19 protein-coding genes and 1 tRNA gene are annotated in these 23,041 nt (G+C 62.2%); 12 read left to right on the top strand and 8 right to left on the bottom strand.

Going from position 1 to position 23,041, the window contains the following annotated elements:
- Window positions 1–3: 3 nt before the first annotated feature.
- The 7 genes from GOSPT_RS20935 to GOSPT_RS20905 form a co-directional block, all read right to left on the bottom strand.
- A complete protein-coding gene (locus tag GOSPT_RS20935; RefSeq protein WP_005208789.1) occupies window positions 4–2,622 on the bottom strand; it encodes an AAA family ATPase in 2,619 nt (872 codons plus the stop codon).
- A complete protein-coding gene (locus GOSPT_RS20930) occupies window positions 2,619–3,782 on the bottom strand; it encodes an AAA family ATPase (protein WP_005208787.1) in 1,164 nt (387 codons plus the stop codon). The genes GOSPT_RS20935 and GOSPT_RS20930 overlap by 4 nt, the downstream gene beginning before the upstream one ends.
- On the bottom strand, window positions 3,772–4,539 hold the full coding sequence (locus tag GOSPT_RS24430) for a DUF6414 family protein (RefSeq protein WP_005208786.1): 768 nt from the start codon (window positions 4,537–4,539) through the stop codon (window positions 3,772–3,774). Before GOSPT_RS24430 ends, GOSPT_RS20930 begins: the two co-directional genes overlap by 11 nt.
- Window positions 4,536–7,499, bottom strand: coding sequence for a restriction endonuclease (locus tag GOSPT_RS20920; RefSeq protein ID WP_005208783.1), 2,964 nt, complete (start codon window positions 7,497–7,499; stop codon window positions 4,536–4,538). Before GOSPT_RS20920 ends, GOSPT_RS24430 begins: the two co-directional genes overlap by 4 nt.
- Window positions 7,499–9,349 (bottom strand): site-specific DNA-methyltransferase, encoded by a 1,851-nt coding sequence (locus tag GOSPT_RS20915; RefSeq protein ID WP_005208781.1) that lies wholly within the window; start codon window positions 9,347–9,349, stop codon window positions 7,499–7,501. The genes GOSPT_RS20920 and GOSPT_RS20915 overlap by 1 nt, the downstream gene beginning before the upstream one ends.
- A gap of 70 nt (window positions 9,350–9,419) precedes the next feature.
- A complete protein-coding gene (locus tag GOSPT_RS20910) occupies window positions 9,420–12,284 on the bottom strand; it encodes an SNF2-related protein (RefSeq protein ID WP_005208779.1) in 2,865 nt (954 codons plus the stop codon).
- A gap of 327 nt (window positions 12,285–12,611) precedes the next feature.
- A complete protein-coding gene (locus GOSPT_RS20905) occupies window positions 12,612–13,547 on the bottom strand; it encodes a hypothetical protein (RefSeq protein WP_005208776.1) in 936 nt (311 codons plus the stop codon).
- Between the two features lie 148 nt (window positions 13,548–13,695).
- Here GOSPT_RS20905 and GOSPT_RS20900 point away from each other — a divergent pair, with 148 nt between their 5' ends.
- The 12 genes from GOSPT_RS20900 (at window position 13,696) to GOSPT_RS24700 (ending at window position 23,006) form a co-directional block, all read left to right on the top strand.
- Window positions 13,696–14,046, top strand: a complete 351-nt coding sequence (locus GOSPT_RS20900; protein WP_005208774.1) for a hypothetical protein — start codon at window positions 13,696–13,698, stop codon at window positions 14,044–14,046.
- Window positions 14,043–14,273, top strand: coding sequence for a hypothetical protein (locus GOSPT_RS20895; RefSeq protein WP_005208772.1), 231 nt, complete (start codon window positions 14,043–14,045; stop codon window positions 14,271–14,273). Before GOSPT_RS20900 ends, GOSPT_RS20895 begins: the two co-directional genes overlap by 4 nt.
- 102 nt (window positions 14,274–14,375) lie before the next feature.
- Entirely contained in the window at window positions 14,376–14,906 is a 531-nt protein-coding gene (locus tag GOSPT_RS20890; protein WP_005208769.1) for a hypothetical protein, read from the top strand.
- Window positions 14,903–15,100, top strand: a complete 198-nt coding sequence (locus tag GOSPT_RS20885; protein WP_005208767.1) for a hypothetical protein — start codon at window positions 14,903–14,905, stop codon at window positions 15,098–15,100. The genes GOSPT_RS20890 and GOSPT_RS20885 overlap by 4 nt, the downstream gene beginning before the upstream one ends.
- A gap of 169 nt (window positions 15,101–15,269) precedes the next feature.
- Window positions 15,270–15,530, top strand: coding sequence for a hypothetical protein (locus tag GOSPT_RS23990; RefSeq protein ID WP_005208765.1), 261 nt, complete (start codon window positions 15,270–15,272; stop codon window positions 15,528–15,530).
- The gene (locus GOSPT_RS20875) at window positions 15,523–17,634 is read left to right on the top strand and encodes a type IV secretion system DNA-binding domain-containing protein (protein WP_168431335.1); all 2,112 of its coding nucleotides are present in this window, start codon (window positions 15,523–15,525) and stop codon (window positions 17,632–17,634) included. Before GOSPT_RS23990 ends, GOSPT_RS20875 begins: the two co-directional genes overlap by 8 nt.
- On the top strand, window positions 17,631–18,605 hold the full coding sequence (locus tag GOSPT_RS20870) for a replication-relaxation family protein (protein ID WP_005208759.1): 975 nt from the start codon (window positions 17,631–17,633) through the stop codon (window positions 18,603–18,605). Before GOSPT_RS20875 ends, GOSPT_RS20870 begins: the two co-directional genes overlap by 4 nt.
- On the top strand, window positions 18,602–19,627 hold the full coding sequence (locus GOSPT_RS20865) for a DNA-methyltransferase (protein ID WP_005208757.1): 1,026 nt from the start codon (window positions 18,602–18,604) through the stop codon (window positions 19,625–19,627). The genes GOSPT_RS20870 and GOSPT_RS20865 overlap by 4 nt, the downstream gene beginning before the upstream one ends.
- A complete protein-coding gene (locus GOSPT_RS20860) occupies window positions 19,620–20,204 on the top strand; it encodes an antirestriction protein ArdA (RefSeq protein ID WP_005208755.1) in 585 nt (194 codons plus the stop codon). The genes GOSPT_RS20865 and GOSPT_RS20860 overlap by 8 nt, the downstream gene beginning before the upstream one ends.
- 143 nt (window positions 20,205–20,347) lie before the next feature.
- Window positions 20,348–20,626 (top strand): YlcI/YnfO family protein, encoded by a 279-nt coding sequence (locus GOSPT_RS20855; protein ID WP_005208753.1) that lies wholly within the window; start codon window positions 20,348–20,350, stop codon window positions 20,624–20,626.
- A gap of 180 nt (window positions 20,627–20,806) precedes the next feature.
- Complete coding sequence (locus GOSPT_RS24425) at window positions 20,807–21,217, top strand: helix-turn-helix domain-containing protein (protein WP_005208751.1); 411 nt, start codon at window positions 20,807–20,809, stop codon at window positions 21,215–21,217.
- A complete protein-coding gene (locus tag GOSPT_RS24700) occupies window positions 21,111–23,006 on the top strand; it encodes a recombinase family protein (RefSeq protein ID WP_373278579.1) in 1,896 nt (631 codons plus the stop codon). The genes GOSPT_RS24425 and GOSPT_RS24700 overlap by 107 nt, the downstream gene beginning before the upstream one ends.
- On the opposite strand, the gene GOSPT_RS20835 is transcribed toward GOSPT_RS24700, so the two are convergent.
- Window positions 22,963–23,039, bottom strand: a tRNA-Leu gene (locus GOSPT_RS20835). The two genes, GOSPT_RS24700 and GOSPT_RS20835, sit on opposite strands and share 44 nt — an antisense overlap.
- Between the last annotated feature and the right edge of the window lie 2 nt (window positions 23,040–23,041).

Raw genomic sequence — 23,041 nt, 5'->3', positions numbered from 1 at the left:
CCCTTACGCCTTGCCATCGTTGGTCTTCTTGAGGGCTTGCAGCTCCTCCCAGTGCTGTTCGAGTCCCGTGAGAGTCGGGCTCACTCCCAATGTAACGAGGGGCTGAGAGTGCCCGTCGATGTAGCGACAAGCTACCTCGAAGATTTCGGCCACCTTCGGGCCGATCTCGTCAAGCTTGCCCCCATTGATGCTTGGAAGTGTAGTCATCTGGACGTTGGCCCGATAACGCTTGGTAACCCCCTTCAACAGCTCTTCCTCGGTGAAAACTTCGCACCACGCACGAACATGGCTATACGCCATGCGTACGAGGGCATCTCGTACCTCACCGTCCTGTGTCTTCGCCCTCTGGATCGCGTCGTTGATCCGGCCCTTGATGGCGTTCAGTGAGTCGGTACGTAAGCCGGTCGCACGGACGACTTTTCCCTTGCCACCCTCGTCCGTGATCTGGAACAGCGAGCAACGCTTCGACTTCTCAGTGAGGTTCAGGAGCGTCGTAGCGAACAGAATATCGTGAGTGAAGACGAGGACCTGATTCTCGTTCGCGAGCAGCGCGATGCGCTGGGCAACCTCGTTGATCCGCCGATGGTCGAGGCTTGACACTGGATCGTCAAAGATCACTGGTGCCGTGATACCGGCGAGCCGCGCCTCGGCAAGGAAGTCGGCGAGCGCTAGCACCTTCTGCTCACCCTCAGAGAGCACCTTGGACGGCTTGTGCTTACCGCTCAAGACCTTGCGGCGCTGAGCCTTCCCCTCCCGCCCTACGAACTGCACGTTTAGGACGGGCGTGCGGAGTGCGTCACATTCCTCCAGGAACAGGGCATCGAAGCTCTGGTTGATCAGCTGGTCGCTGGCGGTCTTCGCAAGAGCGGTAACCGATCGCCCAAGCGATGGCAACGGGCGCTTGAGGGTTCCCAGTCGATCCGCTTCCTTGGCCCGCTTGACCTGGGCTTCAATCAGCGACCAGGACTTGCCCAGTTCGACGGCGTCCTTGAGCTCTAGTAGTTCAGTCTGCTTCTCGCCGAGAACTCTGGCTCGGTTCTGCTGCTGACCCTCCAGCTCAGTGATGCTCGCGCCAGTGGTCGTCAGGACGGCTTCAACCGTCGCCCTCGGCGAAGTGACCAAGTCCGCGACCTTGATGTCGACCGGCTGGCCATCGGCGACCGAGGTGGCGACTGCGCTCCGAACACCCTCGATCGTTTCGACTCGGTCGAAGAACGTTGGCCGGTCGGCCTTGTCGCCATCCTTGTGCTCCTTGATGAAAGCAGTCATATCGTTGCTCTGGATGGCGGCGATCTGACTCTTGTGTCCAGTGATCGCGGTCTCGTTCGCACGGATATCCGCAGAAATTTTGTCCTCAAGGTATGTCGAATAGCGCGTGAGGAGAGCCCGGGCGGGGTCAGATAGAGGCTGACGGCAGTAGAGACAGCGGCCGGCATCGTGCGCTTCGCGATCGACGAGGTGCTGGCGGTATGTCTCGCCCGCCTCTATGAACTCGTTCCATGTGTCGTCCGGCTCAGCGGGTAGATCGGCTGCTGCGAAGAGCTCGCTTCGGAACGTCTCATGGTCAGTCGTGAGCCGCGCGCGCTTGGTCAGCGCACCGTTATATGCAGCACGGTCGAAGACAAGCAGAGCGTCAGCAGCGGAGAGGGCCTGCGCCAAGACACGTTGCTGGCTTTTGAGCGCGGTGATCTGTGTACCCATCGTGTTGGCGCGCAGGGCTGCCACTTCTTGAGTGAGCGAGTCGAGCTCCTTCTCGACTGCCTCTCCGGACCGGGCTTTTGACTTGAGGTCGGTCAGGTCAGTGGAAGCGCCGAGCGTCTCGACAAGCGGATAAATGGTCGATCCGCGCTGGAATCGCGTAAGCAGGTCGGAGCCGCTCGAACCAAGGTCAGCGATCGTTGCGTCGATCTGGGCGGCGACCGCCTGAATAGCAGTGGTGATGTCGTTGAACAAGGCGAGCGAAGCCGGGGTGTAGACGTAGTCGAGGGCATCGTCGACGTGGGTTCGCACAGCCGGGCTGTCGAAGATCGACATGCGCGTAAACGGAGAGACACCTCGATCACCCATCCACGTCAGGGTTTGGGTGTCGTCGCCGAGCTTGAACTCGAGCGTAGCCGACTGCACCTCGGTGATATCAGAGTCGATGTTGCCGAGAATTGTATCGGCGGTGCGACTGTTCGCCAGCGCCTTGAAGATACGTGAGTAGCCCGTTTTGCCAGTGCCGTTCTCGCCATAGATGATGGTCAGCCCTTCGTGCGGCTCGATCACGGCGCCCGCAGTCAAGGCATTGACGCCGTGCACGTTGGACAGCTGAGTCAGAATGAGCGGAGGCGCTGATTCGTCTTGACGTGCTTCGATGTTGAGCTTCGGAACGGCTGGCAGCTCACGCTTTTCGAGTGCCTTCTCCTGCCGGAAGAGCTGGTATGCCTTCTCGATCGTTGAGGTGCCGACAGACCGCCCGGTCATAATGACTTCTGATACGAGCAGACGCACCCACTCGTCGTTGGCATTCGCCCAGTCCGCGAGCAGGGATCGAGGATCGACGAACGCGGACTCCTCTATGACGTCCAGCCCAGCGTGATCTTCCGACCCGATTTCGGGTACCGCTATGTCACTACTCATGCTGCCCCCTCCGTATGCGGTTCATCATTGACCTTCGGAGATTCTCTAAGCACCGCGCGCACCAACACCAGTGAGATGACCTCGTCGACCAGCTTGCCGAGTTTGCGAACGTTGCCAGACCTATCGGCCAACGGATGCAAAAGGGCCTTGAGTTCGCTCAGCTCGATCCGCTCTTGTTCGTCCGCTGCCAGCTTGCCGTAGCGGTCGTCCACGAGCCGATCGATCACCTGCCGAATCTCGTCCTTCGAGAGTGGCTTGAACTGAACCAAAGAGTCGAACCGTGAGTAGAGCGCATCTCCGAGTGCCTTGCGGATTTCGTCCTCGGTGCCGTAGTTCGAGGTGCAGATGATCAGCGCGGGGCCGACCTGGACGCTGTAGTTCTTGTCCTCGAAGACGCCGCCGTCGAAGAGTTGGTAGAAGGCACTGTGAAAGACCGAGTTCGCTTTGTCGAACTCGTCGATCAGGATGACGCCGGATTCGCGGTCGAGCAGATCGCGCGCGAAGGACGCTTCCGAGTGCGTTCCCCCGAACAGGTACGACGCGAACTTGTCGTTGTGGAACATGGAGAACTGCTTACGCAGGAGCGTGCCGCCGAGCAGCCCATTGACGAACTGTGCGGTCTCGGTCTTACCCACACCGGACGGGCCGTAAAACATGAGGACGACGGGCTTCGCGCGTCGCGTCGTGGTGAGCGGGTACAGTGCCGCGAGCAGCGCCTCCTTGACGGCTGCTTGTCCAACCAGATGTCCGGCGAAACCGTCGCGGAATCGGATCAGGGTGTCCCGTGTCACCACCGGATACCCGTAGCGCTTCACGTCGGTGGCGAATGTGCGTTCAAGTTGCGCATGAATGTGGGCCGGTGGGTTGTGTAGATGAAGGCATTCGGGATTGATCGATCGGACGAGGCCGGCGAAGTTCGTAATGACGTGCTCGTTCAGGCTGGCATAGTCGTTCGACTCAGCTGCTACGTGCTTCGGCCTTGGTGCTCGTTCTTCGAGCGGTGACACCTCCCGACCTTCGACGACGTGAGTATGTCGCCGGCTGGCTTCATCACGCTCGTAAACGATGTCGAGAAGGCTCGTGCACTCCTTCTTCGTCAGTTGGTCTTCGAACCACGACAGCGGACCGTAGTAGATGGTGACCGTTACGTCACCCGGCATGCTCGACTCCAGCGAGAATCACGTCGTAAACGTTCAGAAGCTCCTCGTTATGAGCGTCCACGCCATCGACGAGTTCGACCGCCGTCACGGTGGATTCGCCTGCGCCGCCCGACATCTCGGCTTCCATTCCGAGCGCGTGCTCGAAGGTCTTGCCTACGAGAATGCCGTGGAACACCAGGTTCATGCGGCCGAGGTCGGTGAGACCATAGTTGTTCCGGAATGCTTTGATGTTGAATCGCAGCACGCGCTTGGTGCCATCGACTCCTTCGCCGAGTAGTTCGTAATATCCCTTGGCCCCGACGAGCACTTCATCCATTCGAGCCAGGTCAACCGGGATCTCGTCCATCTTGAGCATGACCATGTATGGCGTGAACATCTTCATGTACGCCATCGAGTCTTTAGGTGCGGTAACCCGGAGGTCTCGCAGCTGGACTACCTGACGGTCCTCACTTGCCTTCGCGAGATAGTCGGTGAGGATCGTATTTGATAGCGTCTTGCTGAGGATGCTCTTGCCGGCAGCAGATGCCCCAGCCCCGGTGCTGAGTTCGCCGGACGCGCCGAGGAATGGCAGCCAGCTCAGCTTCGCGACGAGACCAGCCTCGACCTTCGCGTGCACGTCTTTGGTGCGCTCCTTGACATCTTCGCTCGTGGCAGCTGTCTTGCCGCCTGCAGAGATGTCCAGGTAGTCCGAGGCCGACTCCTCGTCGAAATAGACGATCTTGATCATCGAGTTCTGAGGCGTGTCGCGCTTCGTCATACCCTCCACGCTCCCGGCACGGAGACCGCGTAGTCACCTACGCCGATAGCGGCGAAGTGCTTGGTGGCCGCCTTGATCTTGGCGTTCTCGGTCGGACGGCGCTTGACCTCGTCGTCGGTGCTCTTAATCTCGCGGATCATGTAGATCCGGTCCTGGCCGGCCTCGTGCTTGATGATCGCCCAGTCCGGGTTGTAGGGGCCTACTGGAGTGTCGATCTTGAACTTGGACGGCAATTTCATGAACAACTTGACGTCGTCGCGGCCGTCGAGGAGCTCGGCGAATTGGCGTTCCGGTTCGGAGTCATAGACGACGTAGTCGAAGTCTGACTTCTCCGGATTCTGCAGCTTGTACATCTGGTCGAGGAAGCGGTCCTTTTCTTCCTGCCCATCCTTCTGGAGCTCGCGTAACTCGTAGACGTAGCCGCCGATCTTCTCGTACTGGATGCCCTCGGTGACGATCTCGGCGAGCACGGACTGCAGGCGGCCCTTGACCATCTGGATGAAGTCGTTGGGGTTGCCGATGAACTCGGGCAGCCGTCCACTGTCGAGCAGGATGTCGATGATCGTCTTACGAGTCAGCGAGGTGGCTTCCTGCAGTTCAGTGATGATGTCAGGCAGGTCGTAGGCGCCCTGCAGCGACGCCGACCGCTGCCCTGTCTCGGTGGCCTTGGTGCCGCCGCGGAGGATCTTCACGCCGGCTCGGGTGACCTGGATACGAAGCGGCTGGATCGGCGGTGCTTCCTTGATCACCTTGACCGTTGCCTCAATCAGGCGTTCGCGGTCGACGGCGACACGGTAAGTCGTGCGCCGCGAGATGGTGCGCCAGAACTCCTCGAACTCGGGGTTGGCGAACAGCTCCTTGTTGAGCTTGCGGGCTTTCCGCTTGGACTGCGGCTTGACGTACCGCTCGATGCTGGAGCGTGCGATGTACTCGATGATGACGTCTTCATAGGGCCAGTAGAAGTCCGGGACGTGCTGCTTGAGATCGAAACCGAGCTGTGTCGGCTGGTACGCGGCGGTGATCTTGCCGTCCTTGATCATCCCCGAGGACTCCAACGCCTCGTAAAGCGTCTTGGATCGCTCGTAGCCGAAGTACTCCGGGCCGTCGGGCTCGATGTGCTCTTCGTACAGCGGGATCTTGGAGAACTCCTGCGGGCGAACTCGGCCGATCTCGACGCCAGACTTCTCGTACTCGGTCTGCAACTTCTTGGCAAACGCCTGGTAGGACTCGTTTGCGACGACGGTGAGTTGGGCAATGCTGCGGTCGGCGACACGCTCACCCGTCTGGTCAACCGGCAGACGTAGACCGCGACCGATGGTCTGCCGGCGTTCGACTTCGGCACCCATCTCGCGCAGGGTGCAAATCTGGAAGACGTTCGGGTTGTCCCAACCCTCGCGTAGTGCGGAGTGGCTGAAAATAAAGCGGACAGGTTCGGCCTCGTCGAGCAGTCGTGCCTTGTCGCGCATGATCAGGTCGTAGGCGTCATCATCGGCTTTGGTAGCCCCGGAGGTGTCCTGGAACTTGTCGGCCATCCCCTTCTTGCCCTTGAGGACGGAGAAATAGCCGCGGCGCAGGTCCGCCGGATCTTGCGGGAACAGTTCTTGCCACTGGGCCGACTTGGCGCGCTCCTCGCGGAACAACTCGTCGAACCACTGAACGAACTGACCATTGGCATCAATGTTGTTGACACCATCACCGAGGAAGTTCTCGACCTTGTCGATGAAGAACAGGCTCAGAACCTTGATGTTCTTGCTGGCCAACATCGTCTGCTTACGGAGGTGCTCCCTGATGGTTTCCCGAATCATCTCGCGGTAGATCGAGTCGGAGTTGCCGCCGATCTCCTCGCCCTGCTGGAGCATGCCGTGCTTGTTGAGGTCCACATACTGGGGCTCGATGGACAGTTCGGTGATCCACCAGCCTTCGTAGGCAGGGTTGTTGGTCAGGTTGGACAGCTCCTGATCCTGTTTGACCTTGATAATTCGACGAGGCGTTGAGCCGTCAGCGGCGCGGACGGCCAGTTCAAGCTTGGCCTCCCATGGGTCGCGCTTGACCTCGATCACCTTGATGTAAGGCGCTGCGTCGGTGCCCTGTTGAGCAACTTCGGCGACGACGATCTGCTTGACCAGCCCGTGATCGTGGGCATCGACCGGATCGAGTCGGTAGACGACGTTGCGCTGTTTGCGGTGTGTGGCCGAGAAGCGAAGCGTGGCGATGGGATCGAGCTCGCTGATCGAAGATTGCGACAGCTTGGATTCCATGTTCTGCGGCTCGTCCATGATGACTACTGGATGAGTAGCCTTCAGATAGTCGATTGGGCGCAGACCGTTCAGCTTGTCGCGGTTCTGGTGAATGATGCGGGAGCTGGCGTCGCCTCGGATCGAGTCGATGGTCATTACCATGATCTGCACGTTGGTACTGGTGGCGAAGCCCTGTACCTCCTCGGCGGACTTGCCAGAGTAGACCGAGTAGTCGAAGGGATGCGCCGGGTACAACTCGCGGAAGTGCTGGTGCATCAGCTTGATGCTGGTGGTGACGCCTTCCTTGATCGCGACGCTCGGTACGAGGATGACGAACTTGGTGAAGCTGTACGCCTTCGCCAGCTCGAAAATCGTGCGCAGGTAAACGTAGGTCTTGCCGGTTCCGGTCTCCATCTCGATATCGAAGTCGAGGGAGTTGCCGGCTAGTTCTTGAAGGACTTCCAGCCCGTTCTTGTCCTGGACGGCTTGCAGGTTGTGCAGGATCGTCGAGCCGTCGAGTACGAGGTTGTTGCCGACAGCCCCGATCTCTTGTGTTAGGTCGAGGTCGAGCGCTGACTGGTTGGTCGTACCCTCGACCGGCGCGCTTCCACGCAGCTTGGTGACGAGGTCGTCAGCATCCTTCGGCTGGCCATCGAAAAGCTGCACCAACGACCCGATGGCGTCCAGCTGGTACTGCTGCTTGGCGTCAAACTTGAATTCCATCAGGCAGTCCAGAGCTCCACGCCCTTGCTCTTGCAGAGCTGGGCAAGGTTGGTCTTCAGCTCGTCATCACCCTGGAAGGCGTCTTCGAGGATCACGAAGCGGGAAGGCTCCTGGTCGATGACTTCGCGCAGTTGGTCGAGCTTGGGTTTCGTGTGCTCGTCAAGGTAGGCCAGCAATAGACCGTCACCAACGGACCGCACGTGCAGACCTGCCACGTCCAGTTCAGACGACTCTTCGGTAAGCGAGTAGCCCTGCTTCAGGAGGAGCTCGGTTAGGAGGGCATCCGGTGTAGCGTCGTCTGCGGCGCTGTCCCGGAGGCTGAGTAGATGCTGCTCCAATGCACCCCCCTCGACGTCACTCGACACATGCCACTTGGTGAAGTTAGTGTCCGTAAGCGTGTAGGCCCGGAATCCAGTGTCGACGGACTGACCAGTGAGCTCATCGGCAACCTTCTGGCCAGCGAGTTCCAGTCGCCTCCGACCAATCGCCGCCAGAGTCCGAAGACCCACTTTGTAGGCCTCGGTATTCTCACCTGAGGGCTCAGGGAGTTGAACTTGGATGTGCCTCCGCGTGCCCCCGTCCTTTGCATTCGCAGCGACGACGGCATGACCTGTCGTCGCCGAGCCGGAGAAAAAGTCCAGCACCGTGTCGCCCGAACCGACTCCGGCGATCTGCATCATTCGTTCGATCAGGCCGACCGGCTTGGGTGTGTCAAAAGGCAGCATGCCCCCGAATAAAGCCTTCAACTCACGAGCGGCGTCGCGCGTGACACCGACTTCCTTCCCGAACCAGATGGACTCGACTGCCCGTCCCTCGACCGTGTCGAGGTAGATCTTGCGCGTGATCTTGGTTTCGGATGCGTCGAAGCTGATTTCGCCTGTCGCAATCTTCGCGGCCATCGTCTCCTGGCTCCAGCGCCAGCCATTGTCGGGCGGGTCGATGAACTTCCCGCTCGGCGTTTCCAACCTGTACTTCAGGTTGGGCCGGTACAGCGCATTCCGGACATCGCCCGCACGCCAAGGGCCACGCGGGTCGTTATCGGGATTCCGGTAGTTCACGTTGTGCTCGGCGGTGCGCTCCAGCGCGTGGAGCTCAAATGCGTCTCCGCGGCGGTAGGCCAAGATCATGTTGTGGTGCAGTGAAACCGTGTTCGTGTAGCCCTTCGGCTGCACACTGTGCTGCCAAATGAACTCGCCGACGAAGTTCGAAGCACCGAAGACGGTGTCGAGTAGGAGGCGAAGGTTGGCGTCCTCGTTCTCGTCGATACTCACGAAGATGATGCCGTCCTCGGTGAGCAGGTTCCGCGCGAGCTTGAGACGCGGGTACATCATGTTGAGCCAGTTCGAGTGGTAGCGCCCCTCGGAGTCGGCGTTGGTCGAGACCTTCTTGCCTTCCTCGTTGACCTGTTTGGTCCACTCGAGGTAGGTCTCCAGACCCTCCTTGTAGTTATCGGGGTAGACGAAGTCCTTGCCGGTGTTGTACGGCGGATCGATGTAGATCATCTTGATCTTGCCGTGGTAGTGCTTCTGGAGGATCTTGAGCACTTCGAGGTTGTCGCCCTCGATGAAGACGTTCTTGGTGGTGTCCCAGTCCTTGCTGTTAGCCTTGTCGGGACGCAGCGTGGCGGTCGTGGGTTCCTGGGCGGCACGCAGGGCGCGCTTCTTGCCCGGCCAGAACAGGCCGAAGCGTTCGTTGCTGTCAGCGGCATCGCCAGCGAGGAGTTCGGTGAGCTTGGCGACATCAACCTTGCCATCTGCGATGGCTTCGGGCACCAGTTCCTGCAGCTTCTGCGCCAGCTCAGTCTGCAGGTCGGGCGTCTTGCTAGGGATCTCGTAGATATCGTCAGTCATTCAGTTTATCCTCATTATTATCGATTGCTTCAATTTTACTATTTATCGCCGCTTTTGATAAGCGTTGCGTTTATGTGGTCACTCTCCAGCGGATAGCGAACAGGTCTTCTATTTCTTGCTTACCTTGAAGCGACTGCTCGATGAGGTCGAGATACTTGTCGGTTTCCTCGCGCAGCTTGATCCGGTCACTGCGGGCGCGATCATCCTCGTCCTCGGCCTTTTGCGACCATCGGCGTGCTTCCTTTTTGTGGCGCAGCTGTTCCATCGGGTCGTCAGTCACGCGCGCAGCTTTGCGGCTTTCCTTCTCCTTCTGGCGGTACTGACGGATCAGCGCCTCGGACTCGGCCTTGCGGTCGAGGGAGTTGCGGTACAGGATCTCCTCCTGCTGGTCGTAGTAGCGAGCGTTGCGCGCCTGAACTTCCTTCTCGAACTGCTCACGCTGAGCATCGAGGTGCGGAGTGAACGGCGACTCGTCGATCATGCCAAGCGGGTCTGACGCATTCGTGCACGCCAGGTCCATGAGGTCGGAGACGTACTCGTGGTCAAGCCACTTGCCGTCGTCGGTGAGGATGCCTGCGAGCGAGTAGGACTCGGAGATGTCCTCGCTGCCGGCCTTCATACGGAAGGTGACGACCTTGCTGACGAGCTGGCCGCTCTTGCCCGCGAGGGCCTTGACCGCCGTGCTGGCTCGCTCCGACCCGGAGATGCTGAACGTCAGCTCACGCGGTGGCGTGGCGGTGGTCGTGGACCGGTCCATGACGTACCCCGCCAATGGGCTGGCGAAGCGGTACTGGTGCGCATGCGCTTGCGGCTGTGACTTGAAGTGGTAGCGACCAGTCTGTGCGCCAGACACAGGCGCGGTATTGAGATCGAACACTCGCCCGTCACCCTCGAAGGTGGCGTCACCGGCGAGCTGGTACCTCGTGACGGCGAGGAGGAGTCGCTCGAACTTGTTCAGTACCTCACCTGACTGGACGTCGTAGGACTTGAGGCGGTCCTGGACGTTGGGGTCAAGGTTGTCGAACACCTTGGCCTTGGCGGTAGCCATCTCCTTGGAGATCTCGCCCTCGAACTGCCTCTCAAGTTCATTGAAGGCCAAGTCGATGTCTTCGGCCGTCCGGCAGCGGTTCAGGATGTCGGAGATGCGCTTCTCGAAGTCGAGGCCGTCTTCGATGGTGCCGAGTACCTCGTCACTCGCCCCGAACACACCCTGGAACAGGTGAAACTTCTCGTCCAGTAGTTCCAGGATGCGCTGCTCGGCGAGGTTGCCCTTGTTGGAGAAGTTCACGACGACCACGTTGTGCTTTTGGCCGAAGCGGTGGGCGCGGCCGATCCGCTGCTCGACGCGCTGGGGGTTCCAAGGCAGGTCGTAGTTGACGACCATGGAGCAAAACTGCAGGTTGATGCCTTCCGAGGCCGCCTCGGTGGCGATCATGATGGTGCCCTCGTCACGGAAGTAGTCCACCAACGCTTTTCGCCTGTCGGCGGCGAGTACACCAGTGATGACGTCGCTGCCCCGGTTCTTCTTCAGCCACGCCTGGTAGATCTCGGTCGACCGAGGGGAGTCGTTCTGCCCGTTGAAGATAACTAGGCCGTCACCGCGGCCGGCCTCTGTCAATGAGCGGGCGATGTACGCCTGTGTGACCGTGGAGTCGGTGAAGATGATCGCCTTCTCGGGAGCGCCAAGCTCTCGCAGTCGATCAAAGCCGAGGTCGAGGGCGTGGTTGAGCTGAACTGCCTTCTCGTTCACGGTGATCGACCGTGCGAGTGTGGCGTACTCCCTCAGCTCACGGACTTCGTCACGCATGAGTGCGATGTCGTCCTGCGAACTGTGTCCTGAATCCTGGCGAGCCGGTTGGTCGTCGAACTCATCAGACTCTTCGTCCGTGAGGTCAGCATCGATGAGGAGGCTGTCCATGCGCGGCTGAGGCCCACCAGCGGCGATCTCAGCCTCCAGCCGATTGGCGATTCGCTCCAGCGTGCTTGCGATGGCGTAGGTGGATGACCCGAGGCGCTTCCGGATGATCAGTGCGCTCAGGTGTCGCGTGGACTTCGAGAATGCATAGAGCTCGTCGCGTTGAAGGTAATCGTTGACGAGTTCGTAGAGACGCTGCTCGTCCGCCGAGGGTTCGAAGCCGACAGTGATCGGCAGTCGCTCGGTGAAGCGGATGTACTTGTCCGCGTCACGGCGAAGCGTGCGCTTACTGATCTGCGCAACACGATCGCCGAGGTCATCGAATGCGGCCGTCTCGCGATTCTTGATGTAGCGCTCGCGGAATGCGTCCAGCGAGTGAAAATACTCGGGGTCGAAAACTGAAACGAGGCCGTAGAGCTCTTCGAGCTTGTTCTGTAGTGGCGTTGCGGTAAGCAGAACAGTCTTACGGGCACTTTCAACGATGTTTGCAACAGCGCTGGCAACCTTGGCTCGACCATTCCAGAAGCTGCGCAGACGGTGTGCTTCGTCAGCGACAACCAAGTCCCACGCACGAATCAACGAAGCCTCGTGTCGTTGGGCGAACTCGTAAGAGCAGATCAGGACCTCGGGATTGCTTCCCGCGTTCAGAAGGCGGTCTTTGGTCTTGGCGTCGAGTAGCGAGGACGGAATGAGGAATTTCTCGTACAGCTCCTGCTGCCACTGCTGTCGCAGGCTCGATGGTGCAACGATCAGGATGTTGCGCTTGCGCTCGGCCCAGTACTGGCTGATGACGATGCCAGCTTCGATGGTCTTACCGAGACCAACCTCGTCGGCAAGGATGACACCCTTGAGGAACGGTGTCTGGAGGGCGAACAGCGCGGCATCGATCTGGTGCGGCTTCGGCTCGACCTGCGCGTCAAAGAGGAGGCCGGCGAGCTTGCCAACGTGGTCGCTGGCGTAGCTGCGCTGAAGCTCGTGCGCGTAGTACTTGGCCTGGTAGTCCGTGAAGCCATCGATCATCGGGCGACCCCCGACGTGACTACGGTCTTGCGACTGGTAGCCGCCCATAGCGTGTTGCCCATGGTGTCCTCCGAGCGCATGTGCGGGAGGACTCCGCGACGCGCTCCCGAGACTTGGTGCCGCACTCTACCCGCAAGTCCAGCCGTCCAGCGGTAGGGCGAGCCCACGGCGTGTTGGCACGCCTCCACGAACTCGTGAACCAGTGCAGGGGATTTCAATAATGTACATAAATTGCCGACCATTATTGATTCAATTATATCAAATTCATGATGATTTAAGAATCTCCCATGAGTTGATACGCTCAAGTTGCCGTTGACGCTGACGACGTCACCAATTCCATGCAATTCCGCTGAACAGTCCGCCGTACTGGTCGTGGGTCTGCAATTGCGCGGCCTTCGATTCCGTGAGGTCGATCCGTCTACCCGCATTCGGCTCACCAGGGCGTTCGAAGAATGTCAGGCGTTCGTAGCTCCAGGCCTGGTGCGGCGTCGGCCCTCGGAACTCGACCTCGATCGTGGCGGTGAGGGTGCGCTCGTGGAACGCTCGCGCCTCTTCGACTATCGCCTCGGGCTGGCCGTAGTCATCGTCTGGAACCAGCCGGAACCGCAGGTCGTAGGTTCGCCCCCGCTTCATGGGGCCGTTGTGCCAGAACTGGTGACTGAAGCTCTGTCCCGTGCGGACGGTCTTCACTGCGAAGTCGCCCTCGGGGATGGGGCGGCCTGGATAGGAGCTGCTGATCGCGATGTAGTCGGCTTCGTCGAACAGTGCCATGAAGCGGTAGTGCTCGCGGGTCTCCTGCCACTGTCGATCGACGACCAGCGTCGCGACGTGAACGGACTCCTGGATGATTCCGTTGTGCATCTCCGGTATTCGGGCCGAAACCGGCGACTGCGTGTACCAGCCAGTCAGTAGCTGGACGCGCAGGTGTTCGATCGCTGCATCCTCCCGATCGGCGACGGTGTCGACCTTGCGGTTGATCGTGCGGCCGTAGCGTTCGCGTCGCTGCCGGAGCACGGGTAGATCGACGTAGTCAGGCGCGAGACCGTACGCGGCGAGCAGTGTGGCCGGCTCGGGACCTCGCAGCGACTGAATCGCCGAGACGAACCGGTCGCGCAGGTTGTCGAACGGCTCCTCACACCCCCCGAGCACGTGACGGAGCGTGCCCGCGTTGACGATCCGCTTGGCGGTGAACCCAGGCCCCTTGCGCATGAACAGCAGGTCGTCGGTGAGATCTGCAGCATCGTGCTGACGCGCATCGTCCACTCGCCACCTCCTGAAGTGAGCGTACTGGTGCGCAGACCCTCGTTCCGATTCCTTTCCGATTCTCTCGATGTCCCGCGCCTCGTTGCGACGGTGTTCGTGTCAGTGCAACAGCCTGGCGAACTCCGATTCACCGAAGGGGGCTCGTGCCATGTCGGCCATCGAGCGCTACACACAGCAGTCCATCGTTCCACCCCCGTCCGCGCCTGGCGGTCGACTCTCGCGTCAGACGGCGCGGGAGTTGGCTGCGATCGACCAGTCGACCGAGCTCCGTTCGGCCGCGATCGCCGCCGCCGGCGAGGTTCAGCAGGCGAAGGTCGAAGCCATCGCCCGTACTGGCGCCTGCGCCATGCAGCAGGCAGCCCTGGTCGCGCAGGTGCAGCAGCAGCTCGCTCTGGCCGTGCCGGCCGCGTCCGGTGACCTGGACTTCATCAAGACGATGGCGGTCATCGGCATGGGTCAGGCGGTCGCAGACACCGCCCGGGAGGTGAACCGTCGATGAGCGTCGTCGCGGTCCTTGCGGTCCTCGCGCTGACTGTGTTCATCGTGCTGCTGATCGGGGCGCGTCATGTCTGCGTACAGATCGAGGCCGATCGACGGGCGGAGATCGCGCGAACACGTCGGGCGCAGCGGCAAGCCGAGGCGCGTATCAACCGGATGGCCGCGTCGGCGATTCACCAGATGATCGACACGGCGCACCGTAACCGCATCGATCCACCGCCGCAATAGATCGGAAGGTCTGGCCGAGCGCGTGCCTGCGCTCGGCCAGACCGAACGGCCACAACACTTCTCAACCTCTTCACGCCGATGAACACGTCAAGGAGCCACGTCATGACCACCTCTCACCCTACGACGTCAGATCTGCGCGCCGGCCGCGCCGAGCTGACCCGCTTCGTCCGCGAGCGGGCCGACCTCACGAGTCGAGAGCTTGGCTTCGGCTGGGCCGGCGTCGCGGCTGCGCCGAGCACCTATCAACAGCTGCGCGGCGCATTCGCCCACTCGCAGGAGACGGGTGATCCGCTGCCGGTGAGCAGCCTGTTCTGCGAGTCGACGACCTACGACTCGCCGGAGGACAACATCCGGTTCCGCTACTACCACGACGTGCATCACGTGCGCCTGGGGCTGAGTTTCAACCTCGACGATGAGCTGGAGCTCGCCCAGTGGCACCTCAACGTGTTGGCCCTGGCCGGGTTCGGCAAGGGCAGTCTGCCGTACGAGCTGCTGACCGCGGATCTGGTGGGTCAGATCTTCCTCATGGGCGTCATCGGACGGTTCCCGCTCGACCAGAGCCGCTTTGTCGCGACCTGTCACGAGGCCGGGCTCGTATCAGGTCTGCTTGCCGAGATTCGGCGGCTGCCATGAGTGGCGGCGACCCTGGCCGTATCGGCGGGCGCGTCGTCGATGCGTGCGTCGGTCTCCTGCTGGCGGCGATGGCTCTCTATGGCGCGATCAGCATCCTGCGAGCGATCTGGCTGTACCTGTGCATCGTCGTGCTGGTCGTCGGCATCGGAGCGCTCCTGTGGTGGCGGATCTCGTCGAAGTACCGCGGCTGGTGATTCTCCGTGACAGCTATTCCGATCGACGTTGTGGAATGGTCAACAAGACCAATTTTCCTATTGCAATTCTCGCTTGTTCGGTTCATAGTCTGCCGCACGACTCGCATTTCTATTTCGAAATGCAATATGCAAGTCGGTCCATCACGTAATTCGGGAAGGAGGTAGATCCATGTCAACAACACATCACGACGACGAGAGCGTGAGTAAGAATGCGCCCTATCGAGCAGATCGGAGGGCTGCGCAACGGGCGGATATCAAGCGTGCCCGGCACAGCCGGCGGATCATCGTCCATTCCGAACAACGCGAGCAGCCCGATGTGCGCAAGATTGCGCGAGCGATCATCGCCATGGCAATGGCCGATGCCGAGCGTGAGGCCCAGGCTCAGGCCGAGCGGCAGGCGCGTGACCATGCGGAGGGCTCCGATGAGTAGCTGCGGATCGTTCTCCTGGACGAAGCTGGAGCTGCCTACTCCATTACCGGTTGAGGCTGCGCGTGCGGCCCTCGGTGCGCTCGCCAGCCTCGCAGGTCAACCCCGCCTGGTTCTGGAGGCGCGCGGCGAAGCCGGCACCGTCGCCTGGTTCCTCGGGGCCGAACCTGCAGTCGCTGGACGAGCTGTTCGAGCGATGTCGCCGTACCTGGTTGGGTTGCGCGCTACCGCTGGACGTCGCCCCGCCGATTCGACAGTTGCGGCGGCGGTGCGCCTACCCGGGCATCGCCGGACGCCTTTGGCAGTCGGCTCGACCGAACAGGTCGCCCGCGGTGTCCTCGCCGCACTCTCCGGTGCCCATCGAGGTGAACTGGTGCGGCTCCAGGTGATTCTCGGGCCACGTCATCGTCCACGTCTGATCCCGGACGCTCCGAGCCAACAGCGGGCGCGGATCGGTGCCAAGTTCGGTGAACATCGGTTCTCGTGTGAGCTGCGGATAGGCGCTCGATCTCGTGATCGTGCTCGGGCGCAACGGCTGATCGGGAATGTGGCTGCGCCGCTGCGCGGCCTGGAAGCCCCGGGCGTGGCGCTCCAGCTGAAGCGGTCGTCACTACGGGCGCTGGACGAGATGCGCGACCCGCTGCTGTGGCCGAGTGAGCTGGGTATCTCGGAGCTCACGGCGCTGCTCGGTTGGCCGATCGGTCCGAAGGACGTGGACCTACCGGGTGTGCCCTCGCCTCACCCGCGCCAGCTTCCGGTCGCCACGACTGTCCCGCGATCAGATCGGATTCTGGGCGACTCGACCCTCGACGGCGACCGGCCAGTCGGTCAGGGCGTGGAGGAGGCCAAGCGGGTCATGCATGTGATCGGCCCCATGGGCACCGGTAAGTCGACGATGTTGGTGAACCTGGCGCTGGCTGACGCGACCGCCGGGCGGTCGGTGATCCTCATCGACGGCAAAGGCGATGCTTGCACGGACTTCCTCGAGCGTGTCGACCCGAAGCGGCACGACGACATCGTGGTGTTCGACCCCACCGACAGCTGCCCCGTCGGGGTGTCGGCGTTCGTCGATGACCAACCGGAACGGTCGGCCGATGTGATCTTCGGCGTCTTCAGGAGCCTCTACGGTGACCAGCTCGGCCCGCGCAGTAGCGACCTGCTGCACGCCGCCTTGTTGACGCTCGCCCGGGTGGGCGGATGCTCGCTGGCGATGCTGCCGATGATCTTGTCGAATGCGGCGGTGCGACGGCCCCTGGTGGCGAAGGTCGCCGGTTCCGATCCGCTGGGACTCGGGGCATTCTGGGCGCACTTCGAGGCCCTGTCGGATGCTGAGCGCTCGCACGTGATCGCGCCACTGCGCAACAAACTGGACCCGATATTGACGTTGCGGCCGTCGCTGCGGGCGATGTTCGGGCAGGCGCGGTCGCAGTTCTCGCTGCGCGACCTGTTTCTGGAACCCGATAAGCGTCCGATCGTGGTCATCTCGTTGGGGAGCGCGGAACTGGGTCCGGAGGGCGCCCGGCTGATGGGCTCGATTCTGTTGGCGCTGATCTGGCAGACGGCACAGGAACGCACCCGGTTGCCGCAATCGCAGCGTCACCCGGTGATGCTGTACCTCGACGAGTTTCAGGAGATCGTTCGGCTCGGTGATCTCGCCGATGCGCTCGGACGGGCGCGTGGCCTCGGGGTGGCGTTCGCGGCGCTGGCGCACCAGTCGCTGACACAGCTCAGCCCGTCGATGCGACAGGCAGTCATGGCGCACGCCCGCAGTCGCGTCTGCTTCCAGCTCAGCCCGCACGACGCGAAGGACATCGCCGCCACCACGAACGGTGTGCTCACGCCGCGCGACCTCCAGGAGCTTCCCGCCTTCGTGGCACAGGCGTCGCTGTTGGTCGGCGGGGACCGCATGCCGTGGTGCACGATCCGGACGCGCCGGTTGCCTCCGACAGCCCAGTCGGCCGCACAGGTCCGGGCGCTGTCCCGAGCTCGCTATGGCCGTCCGCTCAAGGACGTCGAAGCCGAGCTACTCGCTATCGGCGGCTGGAATGGCAAGGCCGCAGCGGACGATTCGTTTGGGCGTAGTCGCCGGACGGGAGGTGGCAAATGAGTGCCGCACAGCCGACCGCTCCCGGCGGGTACACCCCGGGTGCAGGCCTACCGCTCGGCGTACCGGCCGCCTCCGGTGACGACATGGTGAGTGCGCAGGTCGGCGATGAGTGCCCCGGTTCTAGGGAGCCGAATACTTCGGTCCCTTCGTCGTCCGAAGTTGCTCCGCGCGGTGCGGGTCGCCGGGTCGGGGCTCGCCAACTGGCGCGGTTGACCGATCAACTCTCGGACCGCGATCGCGATGTCCTCTGGCTGGTGGCCGACCACCGCTACCTGACCACCCACCAGGTTCAGCGCTTCTGCTTCGTCGACCATGAAACGGCAGCGACCGGATCGCGGGTCACTCGGCGGGTGCTCGCCCGACTCCAGCGTGATGGACTGATCCGCTCACTTGATCGACGGGTCGGCGGCCTGGGCTCGGGTAGCGGGGTAACCATCTGGCGACTGAGCGCGAGCGGGCTGCGCATCGTCTACGGCGACGGCAAGCGGCGTCGCTCGGCTGAGCCCTCGGAGCGGTTCCTGCGCCACTGTCTGGCCGTTGCCGATGTCCACGTCCTGCTGCATCAGCACCGTCGCATCGAGGCCATCGAGAACGTCGCCGTGGAGGTCGAACCGGCCTCGTGGCGCAAGTACCTCGGCCCGAGCGGTGAGCGTCGGTGGTTGCAGCCCGACCTGTACTCCGAGATCACGACAGCGGACTTCGTCGACCGGACTTTCATCGAGGTCGATCTGGGCACCGAGTCACTGCCGACACTGATCCGTAAGTGCCAGCAGTACGAGGACTACCGCCGCAGCGGAACCGAACAGGACCGCCGCGGAAGCTTCCCGCTGGTGGTCTGGCTCCTGACCACCGCCGAGCGCGCCGTGAAGCTCGAAGCCGCCGTCCACCGCAGCCACAGCCTGACGGCGGCGATGTTCCGCTACGCCACCCCGAACACACTGGCGCAGGTGCTGGCCGGAGGTGCGGCATGAGCCTGCCTCGCAACCAGATCCTCGTCGGCGACGCGCTCGACCGCGTCCGGGAGCTGCCGGATGCGTCGGTCGACTGCGTGGTGACCAGCCCGCCCTACTTCCGGCTGCGCAAGTACGACCACGACAACCAGCTCGGGCTCGAAGCGCACGTCGACGAATGGGTCTCGGGACTGCGGGCACTGCTCACCGAGGTGCGGCGGGTGCTCGTGCCGACCGGGACGATCTGGCTGAACCTGGGGGACAGCTACAGCACCAAACCGGCCGAGGGAGCCGGCCGCAAGAGCCTGTTGCTCGGGCCGGAGCGTCTGGCGCTGCAGCTGATCAAGGACGGCTGGCTGGTACGCAACAAGATCGTATGGGCCAAGACGAACACCATCCCGACCAGCGTGGCGGACCGGCTCGCCACCAAGCACGAGTTCATCTACGTACTCGCCCGATCGTCGACCTACTTCTTCGACCTCGACGCGATTCGTGAGCCGCACGTCAGCCGCCCACCAAAACGCAAGGCGTCGACGAGGCCGGCATCGCGGAAGCCGGATCGACCGGCCTGGCTGGGGCCAAACAGCGACGGCGACCGAGGACTGGCCGCACTGCATGCCGCTGGACTGCTCGGCCATCCGCTCGGCAAGAACCCCGGCGACGTCTGGCGGCTGGCCGTCAGCGGCTACCGCGGCCCGCATTTCGCGACCTTCCCGGTCAACCTGGCACAGCGGATGGTCGAGGCCGGCTGCCCCGAACGATGCTGCAGCCAGTGTCGGATCGCCTACAGACGTCCGGTGCGGCGACTCGGCGCAGTCGCGACCCGCCTTGCCCTGCGAGCGATGTGCGACTGCGACGCGGCGAGCGAACCGGGCCTGGTGCTCGACCCGTTCATCGGCTCCGGCACCACCGCCATCGCCGCCGAAACCCTCGGCCGCGACTGGCTCGGAATCGAACTCAACCCCGCCTACGTCGCGCTGGCCACCGACCGCATCGACGGCGAGCGCGCCACCCGAAAACGAAAGGAGGTGATCCATGAATGAGAAAGATCAACAACCACAGCAACCCGAGCGCGAGCAGCAGCCGACTCTGCAGCCGCGCATCTGGGTCGGCAGCCTGGCCGACTACAACGCCGGGCGCCTGCACGGCGACTGGCTCGATGCCACCGTCACCGACGAGGAGCTGCACGACGCCGTTCGGCGCATCCTGGCCAGCAGCCACGAGCCGGACGCCGAGGAATACGGCATCTTCGACTACGACGAGTTCGGCCCGTTCCAGGTCGGTGAGTACGAGCAGCTCGACGTGGTGGCCCGGGTGGCGCGCGGTATCGCCGAGCACGGTCCGGCGTTCGCGGCCTACGCACAGCTGCACGATGCCGATCCCGACATGCTCGATTCGTTCACCGACTCCTATGGCGGCGAATACGACTCGCCGGAGGACTGGGCGCGCGACGTGCTGCACGACGGGCTTGAAACCGAAATCGACCGGGCAGTGCCCGATGCGCTACGCGGCTACGTTGCGATCAACTACGCCGGCTTCGCCCGCGACGCCGAGCTGTCCGGTGACGTGCACTTCGAACGCTCGCCCGACGGTCATGTCTACGTCTTCACCATCCCGTAGACGGGAGGGCCCTTCGTCGGGGGCCTGCGGCCGAAATCGTGAAGGCATCCCGCCCTCATCGGTCGCACCACCCCGAGGAAGTGGCCGAACGACGCCCGCGCGGAACCGTTCGGACGAACACCCTCAGGAAGGAGGAGACGGTCATGAAGACCCTTGCCGTCCGACTGGACGACGAACTGCACGCTCGCATCGGCATGCTGTCGAAGCTCAGCGGCATGACGGTCACGGACACCATTCGCACCGCCATCGAGAAGCACCTCGACACCCTGGCCAACGATCCCGCGATCACCGCCAAGGCCGAGGAACTTCGCGCCGAGATTGAGAAGGATGCCGAACTGCAGCGACAGGCCCTCTCGGCCCTGTTCGGCTCGTCCACAACGCAAGCGCCGAAGACCACCCGTGGTCGCGGCACCAAGGGATAGCCCGCCGGGCCGTCCATCATCGGCGGGAGCCAGCCCCGAGTTCCGCAAGGACTCGCTGGCTCCCGCCAATTCAACACCAACAAGGGAAGACTCCCCTTAATTCGATGTGGAATGAACAATCATCATTCCCATTTCGAAACAATTTCTATAAAATAGGAAATGAATGGGAGGAATCCAACAATGACAAGAAATACTATTCAAACAGCTGCCGACAATCCTCTCGGCAGCCTCATTCACGATGCACGACTTAATGCGGGCTTCACATTCCGCGCCCTCTCGGAAATCTCCGGCGTCGCGCAGGGGCAGATATCCAAGCTGGAGAAAGGTCAGGTACTGAAGGTTAATCCGGCGCATATTGCAGCACTCGCTGAACCGCTTGGGCTATCGCTATACAGCATGTATGCCGCCGCCGGCTACAAAACGCCCGCATCGCTGTCACGGCTCGGCGATGACCTCGAAGAGAAGATCCGCCAGCTGCCACCGGATGCAGTCGTCCGTCTGGAGCGCTACGTCGAAAACCTACTGGATACCAATACGGCCGAGCTCGCACCAGAGCCCGTATACGACACCGACCCGGCGACCAGCAACTAACCCATCTCGGGCAGAAAGGAGGAACAGGGACATGACAAGCCACACCACGACCGGTCCGCAGATCGCCGTCTCGTACCTGCGCGTCTCGACCACGAGGCAGATGGACACTGGTGCCGACGTCGACGCCGAGGGCAACTCGATCGCCACTCAGCGTGAGGCCAACAACGCCAAGGCTGCTCGGATGGGCGCCCTGATCGAGAAGGAGTTCGTCGAGCCGGGTGCATCGGCGCAGACCATCGACAAGCGGCCAGTCTTCAAGCAGTTGCTCGCCTACCTCGGCGAACACCCGGATGTCTCGCTGGTGATCATCTACATGCGCTCGCGCGCGTTCCGTAACCTCGGCGACGCGGTCATCACCAAGCGACGGCTCGAAGCGATGGGCGTCAAGCTCGTCTCCGCCAAGGAAGACTTCGGTGAGGGCATCATGGCCGACGCCATGGAAGCGGTCACCGACATCATCAACGAAGTCCAGGTGCGGATGTCCGGAGAGGACATCAAGGTCAAGATGCACCACAAGGCGCAGATGGGCGGCACCAACGGCCGCGCTCCGATCGGCTATCGCAACGTGCGCATCGAACACGACGGGCGGCAGGTCAACGGCATCGCCGTCGACGAGGAGCGTGCACCGCTGATCAAGCGGGCCTTCGAAATGTATGCCACCGGCGACTATTCGATAGACCGTCTCCAGGAAACCATGGCCGACCTCGGGCTCCGGGCTCGCCCGCAAGGACGCGGCGGTGCAAAGGAGCTGTCACGATCTCACCTACACCGGATGCTGAGCGACCCGTACTACATCGGCATCGTCCGCTACAAGGGTGAAACTTTCCCGGGTCGACACCAGCCGATCATCCCCGCCGACCTGTTCGATCGCGTCCAGAAGGTCATCGAAGACCGCTCCGCCCGGGGACAACGCGACCGCGTGCTCTACCACTACCTCAAGGGCCTGCTGTACTGCGAGCGCTGCCGCGTCAACGGTCGCACCTCCCGACTGGTCTACACCGAGGCGAAAGGCAACGGCGGCAACTACGCCTACTACCTGTGTCTGGCCCGCCAGCGTGGTGAATGCGATCTCCCGCACCTGCCTGTGCTCGACGTCGAGTGGTACGTCCTCGACCACTACGCCAAGCTCGGACTGCCACCGGAGTTCCTGGACTACATCCGCGAGGCCATCGACGTCGCGATGGCAGATGCGCAGGCTCGTGTCCGTGACCTGTACACCGCCTACCGCAAGAAGCTCGACAAGCTCGCCCAGCAGGAGGAGCGACTGATCGATCTCGCCTCGGACGGTGAGCTCGCGCCCGACAAGATCCGTGCACGACTGCGCAAGATCCATGTCGAACGCACCCGAGCACAGCAAGGCCTCGACGACACCAGCGATCAACTCGAACTCGGTGCCCGCAAGCTCCAGCAATACCTCGACCTGCTCGACGACCCGCAGTCGCTCTACCTGCGTGCGCCTGAGGATGGACGACGCGACCTCAACACCGCCAGCTTCAGCAAGCTCCGGCTCGACGACGATGGCGTCGTCACCGACGAACTCACACCAGCCATCCACGAGTTGCGCGACGCAGCACATGCGTTCACACGCTGGCAAGGTGCCGACGCAGAGGCTCGTGACGTCGAAGCGCTGCGCGTCTCTGACGTGCTGAAAAACCAAAAACTCCCCGGATGTTCCGGGGAATCTGGGGTGAACCATCGGTTCCGGCTCGCCGACATGTTCCGTGTCGGTTCGAGTAAGAACGTTTTGGTGCCCTCGGTGAGACTCGAACTCACACTGGACGGGTTTTGAATCCGTTGCCTCTGCCAATTGGGCTACGAGGGCAT

The organism is Gordonia sputi NBRC 100414, assembly GCF_000248055.1.
GTDB lineage: Bacteria > Actinomycetota > Actinomycetes > Mycobacteriales > Mycobacteriaceae > Gordonia > Gordonia sputi.
The sequence above is the reverse complement of the archived record's forward strand: the minus strand, read 5'-3'. Positions and strand labels throughout refer to the sequence as shown.